This is a genomic window from Devosia sp. T2-14 (assembly GCF_055397495.1).
The window spans coordinates 2,132,477-2,147,433 of record NZ_AP027921.1; the positions used below are offsets into that span (position 1 = coordinate 2,132,477).

17 protein-coding genes are annotated in these 14,957 nt (G+C 63.4%); 2 read left to right on the forward strand and 15 right to left on the reverse strand.

All coding sequences use genetic code 11. The features are described from left to right. Window positions 1–2: 2 nt before the first annotated feature. The 7 genes from ACZ5WT_RS10480 to ACZ5WT_RS10510 all read right to left on the reverse strand — a co-directional run bounded on the left by ACZ5WT_RS10480 (window position 3) and on the right by ACZ5WT_RS10510 (window position 7,378). Complete coding sequence (locus ACZ5WT_RS10480) at window positions 3–641, reverse strand: F0F1 ATP synthase subunit B (protein WP_464287190.1); 639 nt, start codon at window positions 639–641, stop codon at window positions 3–5. A 95-nt stretch (window positions 642–736) separates the two neighbouring features. After that, window positions 737–964 (reverse strand): F0F1 ATP synthase subunit C, encoded by a 228-nt coding sequence (locus ACZ5WT_RS10485; RefSeq protein WP_035087599.1) that lies wholly within the window; start codon window positions 962–964, stop codon window positions 737–739. A gap of 65 nt (window positions 965–1,029) precedes the next feature. Beyond that, window positions 1,030–1,764 carry a F0F1 ATP synthase subunit A gene (locus ACZ5WT_RS10490; protein WP_464287191.1) on the reverse strand — a complete coding sequence of 245 codons (735 nt, stop codon included), beginning with the start codon at window positions 1,762–1,764 and terminating at the stop codon, window positions 1,030–1,032. Window positions 1,765–1,827: 63 nt separating this feature from the next. Next, window positions 1,828–2,217 (reverse strand): AtpZ/AtpI family protein, encoded by a 390-nt coding sequence (locus ACZ5WT_RS10495; RefSeq protein WP_464283736.1) that lies wholly within the window; start codon window positions 2,215–2,217, stop codon window positions 1,828–1,830. Between the two features lie 269 nt (window positions 2,218–2,486). Further along, a complete protein-coding gene (locus ACZ5WT_RS10500; RefSeq protein WP_464283737.1) occupies window positions 2,487–5,942 on the reverse strand; it encodes a chromosome segregation SMC family protein in 3,456 nt (1,151 codons plus the stop codon). 36 nt (window positions 5,943–5,978) lie between these two features. Continuing rightward, window positions 5,979–6,764, reverse strand: a complete 786-nt coding sequence (locus ACZ5WT_RS10505; RefSeq protein ID WP_464283738.1) for a DsbA family protein — start codon at window positions 6,762–6,764, stop codon at window positions 5,979–5,981. 98 nt (window positions 6,765–6,862) lie between these two features. Then, on the reverse strand, window positions 6,863–7,378 hold the full coding sequence (locus tag ACZ5WT_RS10510; protein WP_464283739.1) for a DUF721 domain-containing protein: 516 nt from the start codon (window positions 7,376–7,378) through the stop codon (window positions 6,863–6,865). Window positions 7,379–7,475: 97 nt separating this feature from the next. Here ACZ5WT_RS10510 and mutY point away from each other — a divergent pair, with 97 nt between their 5' ends. After that, complete coding sequence (gene mutY / locus ACZ5WT_RS10515) at window positions 7,476–8,528, forward strand: A/G-specific adenine glycosylase (RefSeq protein ID WP_464287192.1); 1,053 nt, start codon at window positions 7,476–7,478, stop codon at window positions 8,526–8,528. Between the two features lie 161 nt (window positions 8,529–8,689). Here mutY and ACZ5WT_RS10520 read toward each other — a convergent pair whose 3' ends face one another. Beyond that, complete coding sequence (locus tag ACZ5WT_RS10520) at window positions 8,690–8,827, reverse strand: hypothetical protein (protein WP_464283740.1); 138 nt, start codon at window positions 8,825–8,827, stop codon at window positions 8,690–8,692. Between the two features lie 299 nt (window positions 8,828–9,126). Between ACZ5WT_RS10520 and ACZ5WT_RS10525 the strand changes: the two genes are divergently transcribed. Next, entirely contained in the window at window positions 9,127–10,170 is a 1,044-nt protein-coding gene (locus ACZ5WT_RS10525) for an acyltransferase family protein (protein ID WP_464283741.1), read from the forward strand. A gap of 4 nt (window positions 10,171–10,174) precedes the next feature. On the opposite strand, the gene ACZ5WT_RS10530 is transcribed toward ACZ5WT_RS10525, so the two are convergent. The 7 genes from ACZ5WT_RS10530 to ACZ5WT_RS10560 all read right to left on the reverse strand — a co-directional run bounded on the left by ACZ5WT_RS10530 (window position 10,175) and on the right by ACZ5WT_RS10560 (window position 14,913). After that, window positions 10,175–10,561 carry a c-type cytochrome gene (locus tag ACZ5WT_RS10530; protein WP_464283742.1) on the reverse strand — a complete coding sequence of 129 codons (387 nt, stop codon included), beginning with the start codon at window positions 10,559–10,561 and terminating at the stop codon, window positions 10,175–10,177. A gap of 102 nt (window positions 10,562–10,663) precedes the next feature. After that, entirely contained in the window at window positions 10,664–11,101 is a 438-nt protein-coding gene (locus tag ACZ5WT_RS10535; RefSeq protein ID WP_464283743.1) for a VOC family protein, read from the reverse strand. Between the two features lie 26 nt (window positions 11,102–11,127). After that, window positions 11,128–11,664, reverse strand: coding sequence for a GFA family protein (locus tag ACZ5WT_RS10540; RefSeq protein ID WP_464283744.1), 537 nt, complete (start codon window positions 11,662–11,664; stop codon window positions 11,128–11,130). A gap of 118 nt (window positions 11,665–11,782) precedes the next feature. Then, on the reverse strand, window positions 11,783–12,916 hold the full coding sequence (locus ACZ5WT_RS10545) for a DNA methyltransferase (protein WP_464283745.1): 1,134 nt from the start codon (window positions 12,914–12,916) through the stop codon (window positions 11,783–11,785). A gap of 95 nt (window positions 12,917–13,011) precedes the next feature. Continuing rightward, complete coding sequence (locus ACZ5WT_RS10550) at window positions 13,012–13,791, reverse strand: hypothetical protein (RefSeq protein WP_464283746.1); 780 nt, start codon at window positions 13,789–13,791, stop codon at window positions 13,012–13,014. 71 nt (window positions 13,792–13,862) lie between these two features. Further along, complete coding sequence (locus ACZ5WT_RS10555; RefSeq protein ID WP_464283747.1) at window positions 13,863–14,513, reverse strand: ribonuclease HII; 651 nt, start codon at window positions 14,511–14,513, stop codon at window positions 13,863–13,865. A 46-nt stretch (window positions 14,514–14,559) separates the two neighbouring features. Next, the gene (locus ACZ5WT_RS10560; protein ID WP_464283748.1) at window positions 14,560–14,913 is read right to left on the reverse strand and encodes a DUF4180 domain-containing protein; all 354 of its coding nucleotides are present in this window, start codon (window positions 14,911–14,913) and stop codon (window positions 14,560–14,562) included. Between the last annotated feature and the right edge of the window lie 44 nt (window positions 14,914–14,957).

The following is a 14,957-nucleotide window of genomic DNA, read 5'->3' on the forward strand; positions in this document are numbered from 1 at the left end:
GCTTACTCCTTGTTCGCCTTGGCGACTGCAGCGCGGACGCTATCAGTCGAAACGTCGCCAACCAGCTGGGTCACAACGGTCTGGGCAGCATCCGTGGCGATCTCGTCGACATGGGTCAGCGCTTCAGACTTGGTTGCGGTGATGCGGGCTTCAGCGGCGCTCACCTTGGAGGTGAGGTCGGCTTCGACAGCGTTGCGCTTGGCAGCGAGGTCGGCCTGGATCGTTTCGCGGGTTTCGTTGGCAATGCCCTGAGCCTTGGACTTGGCGGCAGCCAGTGCAGCTTCGTAAGCGGCGATGGCAGCGTCGGTCTTCTGGCGGGAGGCGTCTGCCGCCGCGAGATCGGCATCGATAAGCGCCTTGCGGTTGGCAAGGATGCCGCCGATGCGGGGCAGGGCGACTTTGCTCATCAGCAGGTAGAGCGCGCCGAAGGTGATGGCGAGCCACAGCAGCTGGCTGGGGAAGGTCGAGGGGTCGAACGGCGGGAATACGCCTGAATCGTGCGCGCCAGCGTCTGCAGCGGTGGTCGCATGGGTGTTGGCGGTCGGATCGGCATGGGTAGCGTCGACTGCGCCAGGAGCGCCTTCAACGTGTACTTCGGCCGGTGGAGCCGCCTCTTGGGCGTAGGCTTGCGTTACCATCAGGTGAGGTCCCGTTAAATCCGGTCAGCCGGCCGAGGCCGGAAATGTATGCGCAGCCGGAACCAGTCCGGCTGCGAAAGATCGTTGTCGTGCCGTTATTAGGCGACGAACAGCAGGATCAGGGCAACCAGGAACGAGAAAATGCCCAGAGCTTCGGTCACGGCGAAGCCGAAGATCAGGTTCGAGAACTGGCTCGGAGCTGCCGACGGGTTGCGCAGGGCGCCCGACAGGAAGTTGCCGAAGATGTTTGCCACGCCAATAGCGGCGCCAGCCATACCGAAACAAGCAATACCGGCACCGATGAACTTTGCGGCTTCAGCTTCCATTTTTTAGTCCTTTCAAGCGACTCTTAAGCGGGGTTCTGGCGGAACAGCCCGCCGTGTCAGGTAGATTAGTGAGAGGGGTGGATAGCGTCGTTGAGGTACATGCAGGTCAGAACCGCAAAGACGTAGGCCTGAACAGCACCAACCAGGAATTCCAGTCCGGTGATGGCGACGCCCATAATCAACGGCAGCGCCGAACCAAGAATGCCAAGGAAACCGAGGCTGCTCATGGTCACGATGAAACCGGTGAAGACTTTGAGAGTAATGTGGCCAGCCAGCACGTTGCCAAACAGACGCACAGACAGGCTGATCGGGCGGCTCATGAACGAGATGAACTCGATCGGCGCCACGATGGGAAGGATGTAACCGGGAACGCCCGACGGAACGAACAGCTTGAGGAACTTCGGACCGTTCTTGGCAAAACCGTAGATCACCACAGTCAGGAACACGAGCATCGACAGCGCGAAGGTGATGATGATGTGGCTGGTGACGGTGAAGAAGTAGGGCACCATGCCGAGCATGTTTGCCACGAAGATGAAGGTGAAAAGGCTGAACACCAGCGGGAAGAACTTCATGCCCGCGGTGCCGGCGGCACTTCTGACCATATTGGCCACGAACTCATATAGAAGCTCGCTGACCAGCTGCGCGCGGCTCGGGATCACGCTCTTCGAGCCGGTCGACAGGACCAGGTAGAGCGAGATGATCGCAACGGTGGCGACCATGAACAGCGACGAGTTGGTGAAAGCAAAATGGACACCGGAACCCTCGGTGCCGTCACCCCCAAGGGTGAACAGCGGGAACATGTCCTGGATGACGAATTGGTGGATCGGATCAGTACCGGCCAAGATAGAGCCCTCTAAGCGTCATCATTTATCATTTTCGTCTTCCTCGTCGGGGCCCAGATCGGAGCCCGGCGGGGGAGGCGATGCGGCATTCATCTGTGCCACCACGCGGGTGACGTTCAGTATTCCAGCGGCGAAGCCCACCAACAACATGATGAGCAAGCCCCAGGGGCTGGTCCCCAGGCCAAGATCGATGAGGTAGCCAAAAACTGCCCCCACCAGAATTGCGGCGATGAACTCGGTGCCGATGCGCATTCCGCGCGCCATACCGCTCATCTCCGGGGAGGCGTCTCTCGAGGCTCTGTTGTCCTCGATATCCCGTTCCCTCTTGGCCGAGGCAATCCGTGATGCGAGATCGCGGGTTACCTCTTGGGCGCTGTCCGGCTGACCTTTGGTATCTTGCGGTTTTGACATCCGCTTGCTCCCCTCGGTCGGCTAATTCCCGAGATTTCGGGACACCCTTTTAAGTCGCGCGCAACATAGTGGTGGGGTCTTGGAGTGTCAAGAAGCGCGCGGCGGCCGTAACGCATTGATTGTAAATGTTAAATTAGGTCGGGGCGGGGGTGCGTCATGCTGTCCACACGCGATCGTGGCAAAGTCGCGGCAGTTCGGGGAGATTCTCAAGGCCCGGAGGGGCTGCCGGACGTGGTTTTGCGGGTGTGGCTTTGGGGGGCGTGATCGCGCTACACCGCTTCCAGGAACGTCTCTGCGGTTTGGAGGTCGACCGATACCAGCTGGCTGACGCCGCGTTCGGCCATGGTGACGCCGAACAGGCGGTCGACGCGGCTCATGGTGATCGGATTGTGCGTGATGACCATGAAGCGCGTGTTGGTGCGCTGGCGCATGGATTCGAGCAGGTTGCAGAACCGTTCCACATTGGCGTCATCGAGCGGGGCGTCGACTTCGTCGAGCACGCAGATCGGCGCAGGATTGGTGAGGAATACCGCAAAGATCAGGCTCATGGCGGTGAGCGCCTGCTCGCCGCCCGAGAGCAGGGTCATGGTCTGCGGCTTCTTGCCGGGCGGGCGGGCGATGATTTCAAGGCCAGCTTCGAGCGGGTCATCGCTTTCGACAAAGGTCAGCTCGGCCGTGCCACCGCCGAAGAGGCTGGTGAACAGCTCCTGGAAATGCGCGTTGACCTTGACGAAGGCCTCGTTGAGCCGGGCGCGGCCTTCCTTGTTGAGCGACTGGATGCCGGTGCGCAGCTTGGCGATCGCCTCGATCAGATCCTCTTTGTCCCGAACCATCAGGTCGAGCTTTTCCTGGACCTCAATGGATTCCTTTTCCGCTGACAGGTTGACCCCGCCCAGCCGCTCGCGCTCGGCCTTCAGGCGATCAACCTTCTGCTCGGTGGCGCCTTCGGCAGGCAGCGGCTCTTCCGGCTTGATGCCCGAAGCTTCGAGCGTCTTGCTGGCGGGGATGTCGAGGGTTTCCTCGATCTGCCGCTCGATCTGCTGGCGCTGGGCGATAAAGCCCTTCACGCGCTCTTCGATGCGGGTCAGCTCGATACGGGCATTGGCGAGCACGTCGCTGGTAGCCTTGAGGGCCTTGTCAGCTTCGCGGAACCGGGTCTGGGCGACGTTGAAACTGTCGCCGGCCGCCTGGTGATCGATCTTGGCCTGCTCGATCTTGTCTTCCAGTTCGGCACGGCGCGTTTCGAACTCGTCGGGCGTCTCGGCCACGGCCCGCAGCTGCTTTTCGACTTCGGCGCGGCGCTGGTCGAGCGTCGCCAGCTGGGCGAGCGCACCTTCGCTGCGGCGCACCCAGCTTTGCTTGTCGCGTTCGAGCTGCGAGAGGCGGCTCTCGCGCATGCGGGCGGAGCTTTCAAAGCTGCCCAGCTTAAGGCGCGCCTGATCTGCCCGCTCGCGTGTCTTGTCGAGGGCGATCTGCTTGTCCTCGGCGAGGAGGGACGCGTCGTCTTCGGTGCCGGCCTGTTCGAGCGCATCCTCGGCACCGGCGCGGATGGCCTCGGCTTCTTCGAGGCTATCGGTGAGGCGGGCGCGCGCTTCTTCGAGTGCGGACTGGCGGGCGGCAAGGTCGCCCATGGCGCGCTGGGCCTTGTCGACCTCGATCTGGGCCGTGCTGATGGCATGATGGGCCACGCGCCAGGATTCGCGTTTGCCGCGCTCGTCCTGTCGCGCCATGTCGTGCGCGGCGGTGAGGTTTTCGACGTCGCGCCGGAAGGCATTGCGCTCACCCTTGGCGCGGGTGATTTCCTCATCAAGCTCGGCGAGACGGTTGCGCTGTGCGAGGCGCTGCGCGGCGGGGGAGGGCGCATCGGCGGCGGCGACAAAGCCATCCCAGCGCCAGAGCGCGCCATCGAGGGTGACCAGGCGCTGGCCGGGCTTGAGCGCATGCATCAGGCCGGGGCCATCGACCGCATCGATCAGACCGATCTGGTCGAGGCGGCGCTTGAGCAATGCGCTGCCGGTAACATAGCGGCTGAGCGGTTCGGCCGCCTGCGGCAGGGCGGGGTCGTCGGTGTGGTCCACCGGCACCGACCAGTGCATGGGCGCACCGGCATCCGAGCTGGCTTCCAGATCATCGCCCAGCGCGGCGCCGAGTGCGGTTTCGTAACCGGCCTCAACGCGCAGCTCGTCGACGATCGCCGGCCAGAGGCTCGCGCCGACATTGAGCATTTTGCCCAGGGTGGACGCTTCCGCTTCGAGGCGGGTGAGGTTGGCTTCGATTTCGGCGAGGCGGGGCCGGGACTCGTCGAGGCGCGCCTGGGTTTCGGCCGTAGTCTCTTCGGCGATGACAGCCAGTTCCTCGGCTTCGGCGGCGGCTTCCTGCGCCTCGGTCAGCGCGGCGCGCTTTTCCGCGAGCGTCTCGTCGGAATCGAGCGCTGCCGACACGGTTGCCGCGTCGCGCTCGACGCTGGCCAGTTCCTGGGTGAGGCGCTGAATGCGGGTGGCGGCTTCTTCGGCGCTGCGCATGGCCTGGGCGCGGCGGGCGCGGACCTGGGCAAAGGCGTCAGCGGCGGCACGGGCTTCGGCTTCCGCCTGGGCTACGGCAGCGCGGGCCTCGTCGGCGGCGGTGCGGGCACGGTCGAACTCGTCCTGCGCGGCTTCGGCTTCGCCAAGCAGGATTTCCTGCTCTTCTTCATAGGTGGCGAGCGTTGTCTCGCTTTCGGCCACCAGCTCGCGTTCGCGCACGCCGTCGGCGTCGAGTTGCTTCAGGCGGTCCTGCAATTCGGCCTGGCGCTGCCCGGCCCGGCGCGCTTCCTCGGTCAGCTGCTCGGCAAGGATGGTGTAGCGCTGCAGGACGGCGGCGGTAACGGCCTCGCGCTCGCGCAGCGGCTGCAGGGCGGCATCGGCGTTTTCGAAGGTCTTCTTGGCTTCGAATTCGAGATGGGTAACCTCGGCCAGCTGGCGCACCAGCACGGCCTGCTGGGCCTCGTTTTCCTTCTCGGCGAAACGGGCAGCGACCCAGCGGATATGATAAAGCGTGGCTTCAGCGCGGCGGATATCGCCCGACAGCGAGCGATAGCGGGTGGCAAGGCGCGCCTGGCGCTTGAGGGTCTCAAGCTGGGTGCCGACCTGCGCGATGATATCGTCGACGCGTTCGAGATTGGCCTCGGCGGCACGCAGGCGCAATTCGGCTTCGTGGCGGCGCGAATGCAGGCCCGAAATGCCGGCGGCTTCTTCGAGCAGGGCGCGGCGCGCGGTTGGCTTGGCGGCAATCAGTTCGCCGATCTGGCCCTGGCGCACCATGGCAGGCGAGTGGGCGCCTGTGGACGCATCGGCAAACAGCAATTGCACGTCGCGGGCGCGCACTTCCTTGCCGTTGACGCGATAGACCGACCCGGCCTCGCGCTCGATGCGGCGGGTGACTTCGAGAACATCGGATGTGTTGAGTGCCGCGGGGGCGGTGCGGTCGGAATTGTCGAGGACGAGAGTGACTTCGGCCGAGTTGCGGCCGGGCCGGTTGCCCGAACCCGAGAAGATCACGTCATCCATGCCCGAGGCGCGCATAGCCTTGTATGAGCTTTCGCCCATCACCCAGCGCATGGCTTCCACGAGATTGGACTTGCCGCAGCCATTGGGGCCGACAATGCCGGTCAGGCCCGGTTCCATGACGAGAGTCATCTCGTCACAGAACGATTTGAAGCCGTGGAGCTTGAGGCGCGAAAACTTCATGGCAGCGCCACCGGGGTGGCGCTGCCGGAAAGCAGCTTACTGTGCAGCGGGAGCCGCCGGAGCCATGCCATCGGTTGCAGGAGCGGCAGGCGCCATTGCATCGGTAGCCGGGGCAGCAGGAGCCATTGCGTCCGTTGCAGGAGCAGCAGCGGCGGCAGCTGGGGCGACGAAATCGGCAGGGATAAGCGGATCGATTTCAGCAGAGATCTGCTCGAGCGTCTTATCACCGGTGAGCGTCTTGCCATTGACATAGAATGTCGGGGTACCTGTCAGGCCGAATTCGTTCAGCGCCTGCTCGCGCATCGCTTCCATCCCGGTGAACAGCTCCTGATTCGTCAATGCAGCGTCAAAACTTTCCTGGGTAAAGCCGAGCTGCTTGGCGATTTCGAGGATCGCGTCGCGCGGAGCGGGCGAGGCAGCCCAGGTGTTCTGCGTCTTGAAGAAGGTCTGCAGCACATTGTGATGGTTGGTCGGGCCAGCGGCCTCGGCCAGCATGAACACTGCGGCGTCGAGCACGTTGCGCACGAAGGGGCGCACGATCAGCTTCACCTTGCCGGTATCGACATACTGCTCGATCAGGGTCGGCAGCACGGTGGTGGCGAAGGTGGCGCAGTGCGGGCAGGTCGGCGACGCATATTCGATGAAGGTCACCGGAGCATCAGGATTGCCCTGAACATGGTCCACCATGCCGCCGGCCGGGGCCATCAGCTTGGCGATGTCGATCATGTCACCGTCGGCAGCGTTGGCAGCACCAACCCCGCACAGGCTCAGGGCCGTTGCGGCGGCGGCCAGAACAAGGGTTTCGCGGCGGGTAAAGTTCACGATTCAGGCTCCTGTTTTGTTGTGCGTGACACTACACGGGGCAAATGTGTGGGCAAGTAGGCAAGTTCATCAACCTACAGTGAACGGTGCGCGCCCATTCAGTCCCCTTTGCGTGCCGATCGGCTGGAAAGCGCGTGGCCAAGCGTGCGCAGCGCCTCGCGCAATGCGTCGTCCTCGACGTCGGCCACCTGGGCCCCGACCTTTTCCATGACGCTCTGTGTCGGTTGAAACGGTTTATCGGCGGCCTTGCCTGAACCGGGGGTGAATGGCTCGGCCGACAGGCGCACCGCCCCCACCAGCACGAAACCGAAATAGCGGTTCACTGCCGCGGCGATCTTGGGCCCCTCATGGGAAATCGCCAGTGCATGGCCGGGCACGCAGCGCAGCACCAGCGTCGCCCCCTCCGCGCTGCGCTCGCCGCGTGGCCAGCTCAGCTTGTCGGGAATGGCGACCTGATCATAGGGCTTTGGCGCCATGGCCGCCCAATGGGCAATGATATCCCGGCTGGCAAAGCCGCGCTTCTTCAGCACCGGATCGAGTGCGCCTGTCAGCACGTCGGCCAGCCTTAGGGTCTTGTTGCGGCGCTTGGGTTCGGGAAGGTCGTCTTTGGCCATGGCCTGAAGTATCCCCAGGGCAGGGCATTCCACAAGGGGGAGCTGCCACGCGCCATTTCCCCTTGTGAAGAAGCCGTTGCTAGCGCTATCCGGGGGCATGCACCTTCCCAATCCTGCCCCCATCGACGCTGCGGCCGTGCTCGCCTGGTATGACCGGCATGCGCGCGATCTGCCCTGGCGGGTGGCGCCGGCCGACAGGGCCGGGGGCGTGCGGCCTGATCCCTATCGGGTCTGGCTGAGCGAGGTGATGCTGCAGCAAACCACGGTCGCGGCAGTGAAGAACTATTTCATCCGCTTCACCACGCTCTGGCCTACGGTGTTCGATCTGGCGGCCGCGCCGCTCGATAGCGTGCTCAAGGAGTGGGCGGGGCTGGGCTATTATGCCAGGGCGCGGAACCTGCATGCCTGTGCTCAAGCGGTGGTGAGCGAGCATGGCGGTGTGTTTCCGGCCAGCTCGGATGCGCTGCAAACCCTGCCGGGGATTGGCGCCTATACCAGCGCGGCGATTGCGGCGATCTGCTTTGACGAGCGCGTGGCGGTGCTTGATGGCAATCTCGATCGGGTGCTGGCGCGCTACTATGCGCTGGCGGTGCCGGTGCGCGAGGCCAAGGACGAATTGCGGGCGGCTTTGCAGGCTTCGGTGCCTGAGCGGGCAGGGGACTTCGCCCAGGCAATGATGGATCTTGGCGCCACCATCTGCGCGCCGCGCGCCGCAGCCTGCATGCTTTGCCCCATACAGCCCGGTTGCATCGCCACCCGGTCTGGTGACCCGACCATCTATCCAGTCAAGCCGACCAAGGCCGAACGGCCGGTGCGCAAGGGGCATGCCTATGTGATGCTCGACGCGGCGGGCGACGTCTATCTGCAAAGCCGGCCAGAAAAAGGACTGCTCGGCGGCATGACCGAAGTGCCCGGCTCGGACTGGGGCGCCGAACTACCCGAGCCCGCCTATCCGATCGCTGCCGACTGGCGGCACCGTGGACAGGTTGTCCACGTCTTCACCCATTTCCGGCTGGAGCTCCAAGTGTGGGCGGCGCAGGTGCCGGGGGATGACCTCGACAACGGCTGGTGGGCCGAGCCAAAGGCGCTCAAGGGTGAAGCCTTGCCGACCCTGTTTCGCAAGGTGCTGGCTGCGGCGGGTTTGGAGTAAGTGAGCCTCGCACCGGCCGAACAGCCAAAATCACCGGACAGTTGATCGCTTTGCGATTGATGCAAATTATCAACTCCTTAACACGGCTGAGGTGACGGTGACGGATGGTCCGTCGTCGCCTGATATTGCGTCTATTGCTGTTGGTCGTGTTGTCGCTGCCCCTATTGGTGGCGCCAGTCTCGGCTGCTGCCGCTCATGCCGCTGCGGCTGCGACGGGCGTGGAGAGAATGCACCACGACGTCCACCTGCCGCTGCAAGCCCACAATCACCATGACCAGAACGCCATTGATGAAGCGCATAATTCAATCGACCACGTCCATGACGTGCCCGGCATGGTCGCACAATGGGCCTTTTCGAGCGGCATTCCGCCGGTCGCCTGGCACGGGGTAGACCCGAAAGTCGTTGCGCGGGGGCGCTGTTCCGTCCGGACCGGCCCCCGGCCAATCCGTAGTTCGCCATCACCCAAGATCAATGTGTCGAATTACGGAACAACAATGCACCAGTCATCCAATAGAGGCGGCGGGCCCGAGAGCCTGCCTGCTGACAGAATGCGTATCAGGTCAATTCAGGTTTATCGCGCCAACTATTGGGGGCGCACATGACCGCGACCCTTGACGAGGTGCTGGAGCGGCCTGGCAATAATCTCAACATGGTGAGGGTGGTCGCCGCAACCGCCGTCATTCTCTCCCACTCGTTCATGCTGGTTTATCACGATCCCAGCGCGCAGCCTCTATCCTGGGGCCCTTACAACCTTGGCGCCAATGCGGTGAACGTGTTCTTCCTGCTCTCCGGCATCCTGCTGGCGCGCAGCATCGAGCGGCATCCCAATTGGCGCGCGTTCGCGCTGGCACGAATACTGCGCATTATGCCCGCGCTGCTATGGTCGGGCGTTGTCGTCGCGGTGCTTGCTGGATTGCTGGCCACGACGCTGCCGCTGACCGCGTTTTTCTTCAGTTCAGATGCCCTGCTATATCCGCTTTATGCAGCGACGCAGTTCGAGGGCGCGCAATTGCCAGCGGTGTTCGTCGATAGCCCCAATCCGGGCGAGATCAACAGGCCACTGTGGACGATCAAATATGAGCTGACCATCTATGCGCTGTTTCTCGTCGCGGTCATGCTCGGCCTGGGGCGGTCCAGACGGTTTCTTGCGGCGCTGACGGTGGCCCTGGGCGTGGCGCTGCTGGCGCTTCAGACCAGGGAACATCAGCTGGGCCCTTTGTTCAGCGTGCTGCGCTTCTCGTTTTGCTTCGCGCTTGGCACATGCGCCTACCATTACCGGAGGAAGCTGCCACTAAACGGCCTCGCTGCCGTCGCTGGGCTGGTCGTGGTGCTGGCCCCGGGCCCCACGCCGCTCGCCATTGTCGCCTGGGTGTTCGCCGCCGGCTATGCGGCGCTGGTGCTGGGGAGCCTGCATGTCAAATATCTGACCGATCTGGCCAATCGGCTCGATATTTCCTTCGGACTCTATCTCTATGGCTGGCCGATTCAGCAGTATCTGCTGCAGTTCGAGCCGATGCGCAGCAGCCTCGTGCTGCATGTCCTGCTGTCGCTGTTGCTGGCCGGGGCATTCGCCTATGTGTCGGCCCGCTACATCGAAGTGCCCGCTATGCGGCTGCGCCGACGGAGTCCCGTGCCAGCCTAGCCGCCTACTTTGCTTGTGGCGGGGAGAAGGTCGCGAGGTAGGCGATGACGTTGGCCACGTCCTCTGGGTTGCGGAAGCCCGTGAAGGACATGGTGGACCCATTGACCACACTGCGCGGCTTGGTGATGAACTTGGTCAGGGTCTCGACGTCCCAGACCACGCCCTTCTGCCCCGCCTCAATCATGGCGTCGGAATATTTGAACCCCTCGATCGAGGCAGCGGGACGGCCGATCAGATTATCGAGCGGGGGCCCGTTGCTGGCGCCTCCGCCCACAGTATGGCAGCTGGCGCATCGCTCGAAGACTTGTTCGCCCAAAGCGGCGTCGCCCTGAGCAAGGGCACAACCGGCGGACAGGGCGAGGGCGGCGATTACAAGTGAAATACGAACCATCTCACGACCTCCCTGACTGGCCTCGCGACCGAAATCAGTCCCGGATCGTCGGGCCATCGCAGCGAGTATAGAACAGGCCGGGGCGGCCACCAAGATTTGTGCTTATCGAAGTTCCTGCGCGAGGCCGATGAGAAGCCCGTCCGGCCCGCGGATGTAGCAGAGGCGGTAGCTGTCTTCGTATTGCACGACTTCGCCGACCAGCTGCGCGCCGCGAGCAAGAAGCCTGGCCAGCGTTTCATCGATATCGTCGACGGTGAACATGACGCGCAGATAGCCCAGCGCGTTGACCGGAGCGTTCCTGTGGTCGGCGACGACACGGGGCGTCAGGAAACGGGAAAGTTCGAGCCGGCTATGACCATCCGGCGTGCGCATTATGGCGATCTCGACATGCTGGTCGCCAAGGCCGGTAACGCGTCCGGCCCATTCCCCCTCGATTGTCGCCCGCCCTTCCAGCTCCAGGCCGAGTTCGCCAAAGAATGCGATGGCCGCGCCGAGGTCCTCGACGACAATGCCCACATTGTCCATCCGCTTGATTGCCATGCGAAACCTCCCGGTGCTGGCGAACGCTAGGGCGTTACCGTGCCGCTGACACTGATCTTGGGCTGCTTGAAGCCCATGGCGATCCAGGCGCCGAGCAGGCGGGCATAAAAGCCGGCCGTGGCGAGCTTGCCGCTGAGAATTTCGGAGCCCAGGGCCGGGCCGCCGGTGCGGTCGCCGGTCATGGTGCGGACTTCGATTTCCGGCATTGTGCCCTGGGGCCAGAGGTGCCCATAAATACTGAGCCAGTGGCCATGCTCGAATTCGAGGAACAGGGCGGTGTTGCAGCAACTGGCGACCACGCGCCGTGTCGGGGCATCGGGGGAAAGCCGGTATTCAGCGAGCAGGTCACGGCCCTTGGGGAAGCCGATGCGATCCTTGCGATAGAGCACGAAGGGCGTGCCACCGTTGGCGTCCAGCACCGAGGTGGCGCCCGGCAGCGTTTGCAGAACCGCCCCGGCCGAACGGCAGGAGTCGCAGTGGCATTCGGTGACGATGATCGGGGACTTCCTAGTGGTCAGCTGCACCTGTCCGCAGGTGCAACTCAGCGTCTGGGCCTCAGCCATGCGGGCTCCTTCAGAGATTGGTCGAGGCCATTTTGCACAAATGGCCTGCAAACAAAAAGGCCGCCGGGGCAAACCGGCGGCCAGTGAGTAGAGCCTGAGACGAGATTGGAGGTCAGGATCAGGCAGAAAGCAAATCAAGTTTTTGTCGAACGTCGGCGCGGAGATCATCAATCGGCGCAACCCGACCGTTCTGCTCGTGGTGCCAGAAGGTCCACCCGTTGCATGACTCGGCGCCCTGAACCAAGGCGCCCACCTTGTGGATGGAGCCCTGGTGAGTGCCTGAGACGAGCGAGCCGTCTGCACGAACCATGGCGGAATAACGTCGTGCCGGGTCAAAGAGTTGCGTGCCTGGCTCAATAAGTCCCTGTTCGACCAGCGATCCGAACGGAATGCGGGTTTCCTTGCGCTTGGGCGTCACCGACTGCAGCGCCTCGAATACGCCGGGGCGAATGCTTGCGATGCGCTGGCGGGCCGCCTCGATATAGGGCTGCTCGCGCTCGATGCCGATGAAGTGGCGGCCGAGCTTGCGCGCGACGGCGCCCGTCGTGCCGGTGCCGAAGAAGGGGTCGAGCACGATATCGCCTGGCTTGGTCGTCGCATTGAGAATGCGGAACAGCAGTGCTTCGGGCTTCTGGGTCGGATGAACCTTGCCGTCGTCCTCGTCCTTGAGGCGTTCGGCACCGGTGCAGATGGGGAACAGCCAATCGCTACGCATCTGCGTATCGTCATTGGCCAGCTTCATGGCTTCATAGTTGAAGGTCACGCGGCTTTTCTGGCTCTTGGCGGCCCAGATCAACGTTTCATGCGCATTGGTGAAGCGCGTGCCACGGAAATTCGGCATCGGGTTGGCCTTGCGCCAAACGATGTCGTTGAGCATCCAGTAGTCGAGGTCCTGCAGGGCCGTGCCGACGCGGAATATATTGTGATAGCTGCCGATGACCCAGAGGGCCCCATCGGGCTTGAGCACACGCCGCGCGGCTTTCAGCCAGGCACGGGTGAACGTGTCGTAATGAGCAAAGCTCTCGAACTTGTCCCATTCGTCGGTGACCGCGTCGACCCTGCTCTGGTCAGGGCGGGTGAGGCTCTGTTCAAGCTGCAGGTTATACGGCGGGTCCGCAAAAACGAGATCGACCGAGCCGGCCGGCAAGGCATTCATGTGGTCGATGCAATCGCCCTCAAGAATGGTATCGATCGGGAGGCGCTGGGCCTCTACCACATCGGCCATGACGGCCGTACGCGCGGTACGCAACATCTACTTAACCCTAACGCAGTACTAACGAGACGGTTATAGCGCGACAGGGTTAATGGAGCGTTTGTAAGGGGTTAGCGGGAGGTTAAGAGCGCGGCCTAGTCCTGCTGGGTGCAGTGGGTGGTGTCGGGATCAATGAGACCCGCGCCTGTTCGGTCGCGGTTTTCCTCGCGCAGAAACACCACTGCAGCAGCGCCCGAACGGTCGGGCCGCAGGGTGCCCATGGCGCCTGAAAACATTCCTCCATCGAGCAATACCTTGTCGCCGATCAACCGGTAGGTGCCCGCGCTCGCCCCCGTTTCATATCGCCCATCCTCGTGCAGCCTGAGCACGATCATCATGCTGATGGCCGTCAGGTATTCGTTGATCTCGTGATTGCTGGTGGCGCGGTGGTGCTCGTACCAGAAGCAGGTGAGCGTGCCGGCCGGCACGCCTATCGCCTCGACAAGCTGAACGGAGGCTGGCGCCCCCTCTGCGGCGATTGTCCCAACCATGCCGCCGCGCACGGAGCCAACGCCTTCGAAGAACCCTTCAAAGCTTCCTTGCTGTCCACCGAACTGGCTGTCGTCGCATGGGCCGCGCAGCAGCAGCCGGTTGCGGCCGGATTCGGCATAGAGCAGGCAGGTGCCGTTTTCGAGATAGCTACGGCTGGAGATCAACTCGCCCTGGAGCGTGACGCCGCCGACTGTTGCCGACATGATGCCCGTGAAGTTGCCCTCCGCCAGGACGGCATCGGCACTGAACTGGCCAATCTGGATACCCCCATCCAGCAATTGGGCGGAAAACTGCATCGGCCCGCTATTGGGCGTCAGGTCGGCCGCAACGGCAGGCGTGGCGAGCGACAACAGCAACAGGAAGAGCGGTACGCGACGAACCATGGCAGCATTCCCAGCCTTGTCCCGGGGCATTCTCACTTTGGTAGAATGGCCGGAAACAAAAGGGAAGCAGCCTAGGCGATGGCGAGTTTCTGGCGGGCTGCTGCGACCGGGGCAAATTCCTCGCGGTGGTGTCGGCAGGGGCCGTGATCGATCAGGGCCTGCATGTGCCGGGCGGTGGAATAGCCCTTGTGACCGGCAAAGCCGAAATGGGGCGCGTCGCCATCCATGATGCGGCACATGCGGTCGCGCGTGACCTTGGCCACGATGGAGGCTGCAGCGATAGAAACGCTGCGCCCGTCGCCGCCGATCAGGGCCAGGCCCTCGCAGGGCAGGCCCATCGGCACGTCGCGGCCATCGATCAGCACGCGGTCGGGCCGCAGGGCGAGGCTCGACGCGGCCTGCGCCATGCCCCAAAGGGTAGCCCCGCGAATGTTCCGGGCCAATATGATCGATGGTGGGGCCACGACGACGGAGACGGCCAGCGCCGAAGCGACGACCTGCTCGAACAGGGCTTCGCGTTGCTCTTCGCTCAGTTTCTTGGAGTCGTTGAGCCCTTCGGGAATGGCCAGCGGATCCAGCACCACAGCCGAAACCACCACTGGACCGGCAAGCGGTCCGCGCCCGGCCTCATCGACGCCGGCGACGACGCGCGCGCCACGCGCCTTTAGCGCGAGCTCATGGGAATAGTCGGGATCGGTCTGGAGCGTCGAATCGAACAGCATGCCGCCAGCATCGGCTTCGGGCGAGCCAAGTCAACGCTATCCGCGTTCACAGCCGCGCCAGCAACGCTGCCCGGTCGGGAACGAACAGGTGGTGACCGCGCCGGTTGGTCTCGTAGACGAAATCGTGCAGCGCCTTGCTGGCTGCCGCCTGGGCGGCAATATTGCCGAGGATGGCGATGCGCTGGCCATACTGCTCCATCTTCTGGAACACCTCGCCCGCAATGCCGGTGCGCAATTCGAGAAAGCCAGGGGCGAGCCGGGACAGCGGTACGGCGATGATGTCGGGATTTGCTTGATAGGCTTCCCCGATAATGTCGGGGGCGGTGATGTCGCTGCCCAGCAGCCCGCCCTTGGCGTCCAGCTCGTAGATAATCAGCCCGTTGTGTTCCGAAATATTCATGGCGATGTCTCCGTTATTCAATCTGTATCGGGCCAATCATTTTG

What these genes read in the sequence shown, in the direction of transcription:
- ACZ5WT_RS10485 (WP_035087599.1), bottom strand. Translation starts at nt 964, where the DNA reads ATGGAAGCTGAAGCCGCAAAGTTCATCGGTGCCGGTATTGCTTGTTTC.
- ACZ5WT_RS10490 (WP_464287191.1), bottom strand. Translation starts at nt 1,764, where the DNA reads ATGTTCCCGCTGTTCACCCTTGGGGGTGACGGCACCGAGGGTTCCGGT.
- ACZ5WT_RS10495 (WP_464283736.1), bottom strand. Translation starts at nt 2,217, where the DNA reads ATGTCAAAACCGCAAGATACCAAAGGTCAGCCGGACAGCGCCCAAGAG.
- ACZ5WT_RS10500 (WP_464283737.1), bottom strand. Translation starts at nt 5,942, where the DNA reads ATGAAGTTTTCGCGCCTCAAGCTCCACGGCTTCAAATCGTTCTGTGAC.
- ACZ5WT_RS10510 (WP_464283739.1), bottom strand. Translation starts at nt 7,378, where the DNA reads ATGGCCAAAGACGACCTTCCCGAACCCAAGCGCCGCAACAAGACCCTA.
- mutY (WP_464287192.1), top strand. Translation starts at nt 7,476, where the DNA reads ATGCACCTTCCCAATCCTGCCCCCATCGACGCTGCGGCCGTGCTCGCC.
- ACZ5WT_RS10520 (WP_464283740.1), bottom strand. Translation starts at nt 8,827, where the DNA reads ATGCGCTTCATCAATGGCGTTCTGGTCATGGTGATTGTGGGCTTGCAG.
- ACZ5WT_RS10525 (WP_464283741.1), top strand. Translation starts at nt 9,127, where the DNA reads ATGACCGCGACCCTTGACGAGGTGCTGGAGCGGCCTGGCAATAATCTC.
- ACZ5WT_RS10530 (WP_464283742.1), bottom strand. Translation starts at nt 10,561, where the DNA reads ATGGTTCGTATTTCACTTGTAATCGCCGCCCTCGCCCTGTCCGCCGGT.
- ACZ5WT_RS10535 (WP_464283743.1), bottom strand. Translation starts at nt 11,101, where the DNA reads ATGGCAATCAAGCGGATGGACAATGTGGGCATTGTCGTCGAGGACCTC.
- ACZ5WT_RS10540 (WP_464283744.1), bottom strand. Translation starts at nt 11,664, where the DNA reads ATGGCTGAGGCCCAGACGCTGAGTTGCACCTGCGGACAGGTGCAGCTG.
- ACZ5WT_RS10545 (WP_464283745.1), bottom strand. Translation starts at nt 12,916, where the DNA reads ATGTTGCGTACCGCGCGTACGGCCGTCATGGCCGATGTGGTAGAGGCC.
- ACZ5WT_RS10550 (WP_464283746.1), bottom strand. Translation starts at nt 13,791, where the DNA reads ATGGTTCGTCGCGTACCGCTCTTCCTGTTGCTGTTGTCGCTCGCCACG.
- ACZ5WT_RS10555 (WP_464283747.1), bottom strand. Translation starts at nt 14,513, where the DNA reads ATGCTGTTCGATTCGACGCTCCAGACCGATCCCGACTATTCCCATGAG.
- ACZ5WT_RS10560 (WP_464283748.1), bottom strand. Translation starts at nt 14,913, where the DNA reads ATGAATATTTCGGAACACAACGGGCTGATTATCTACGAGCTGGACGCC.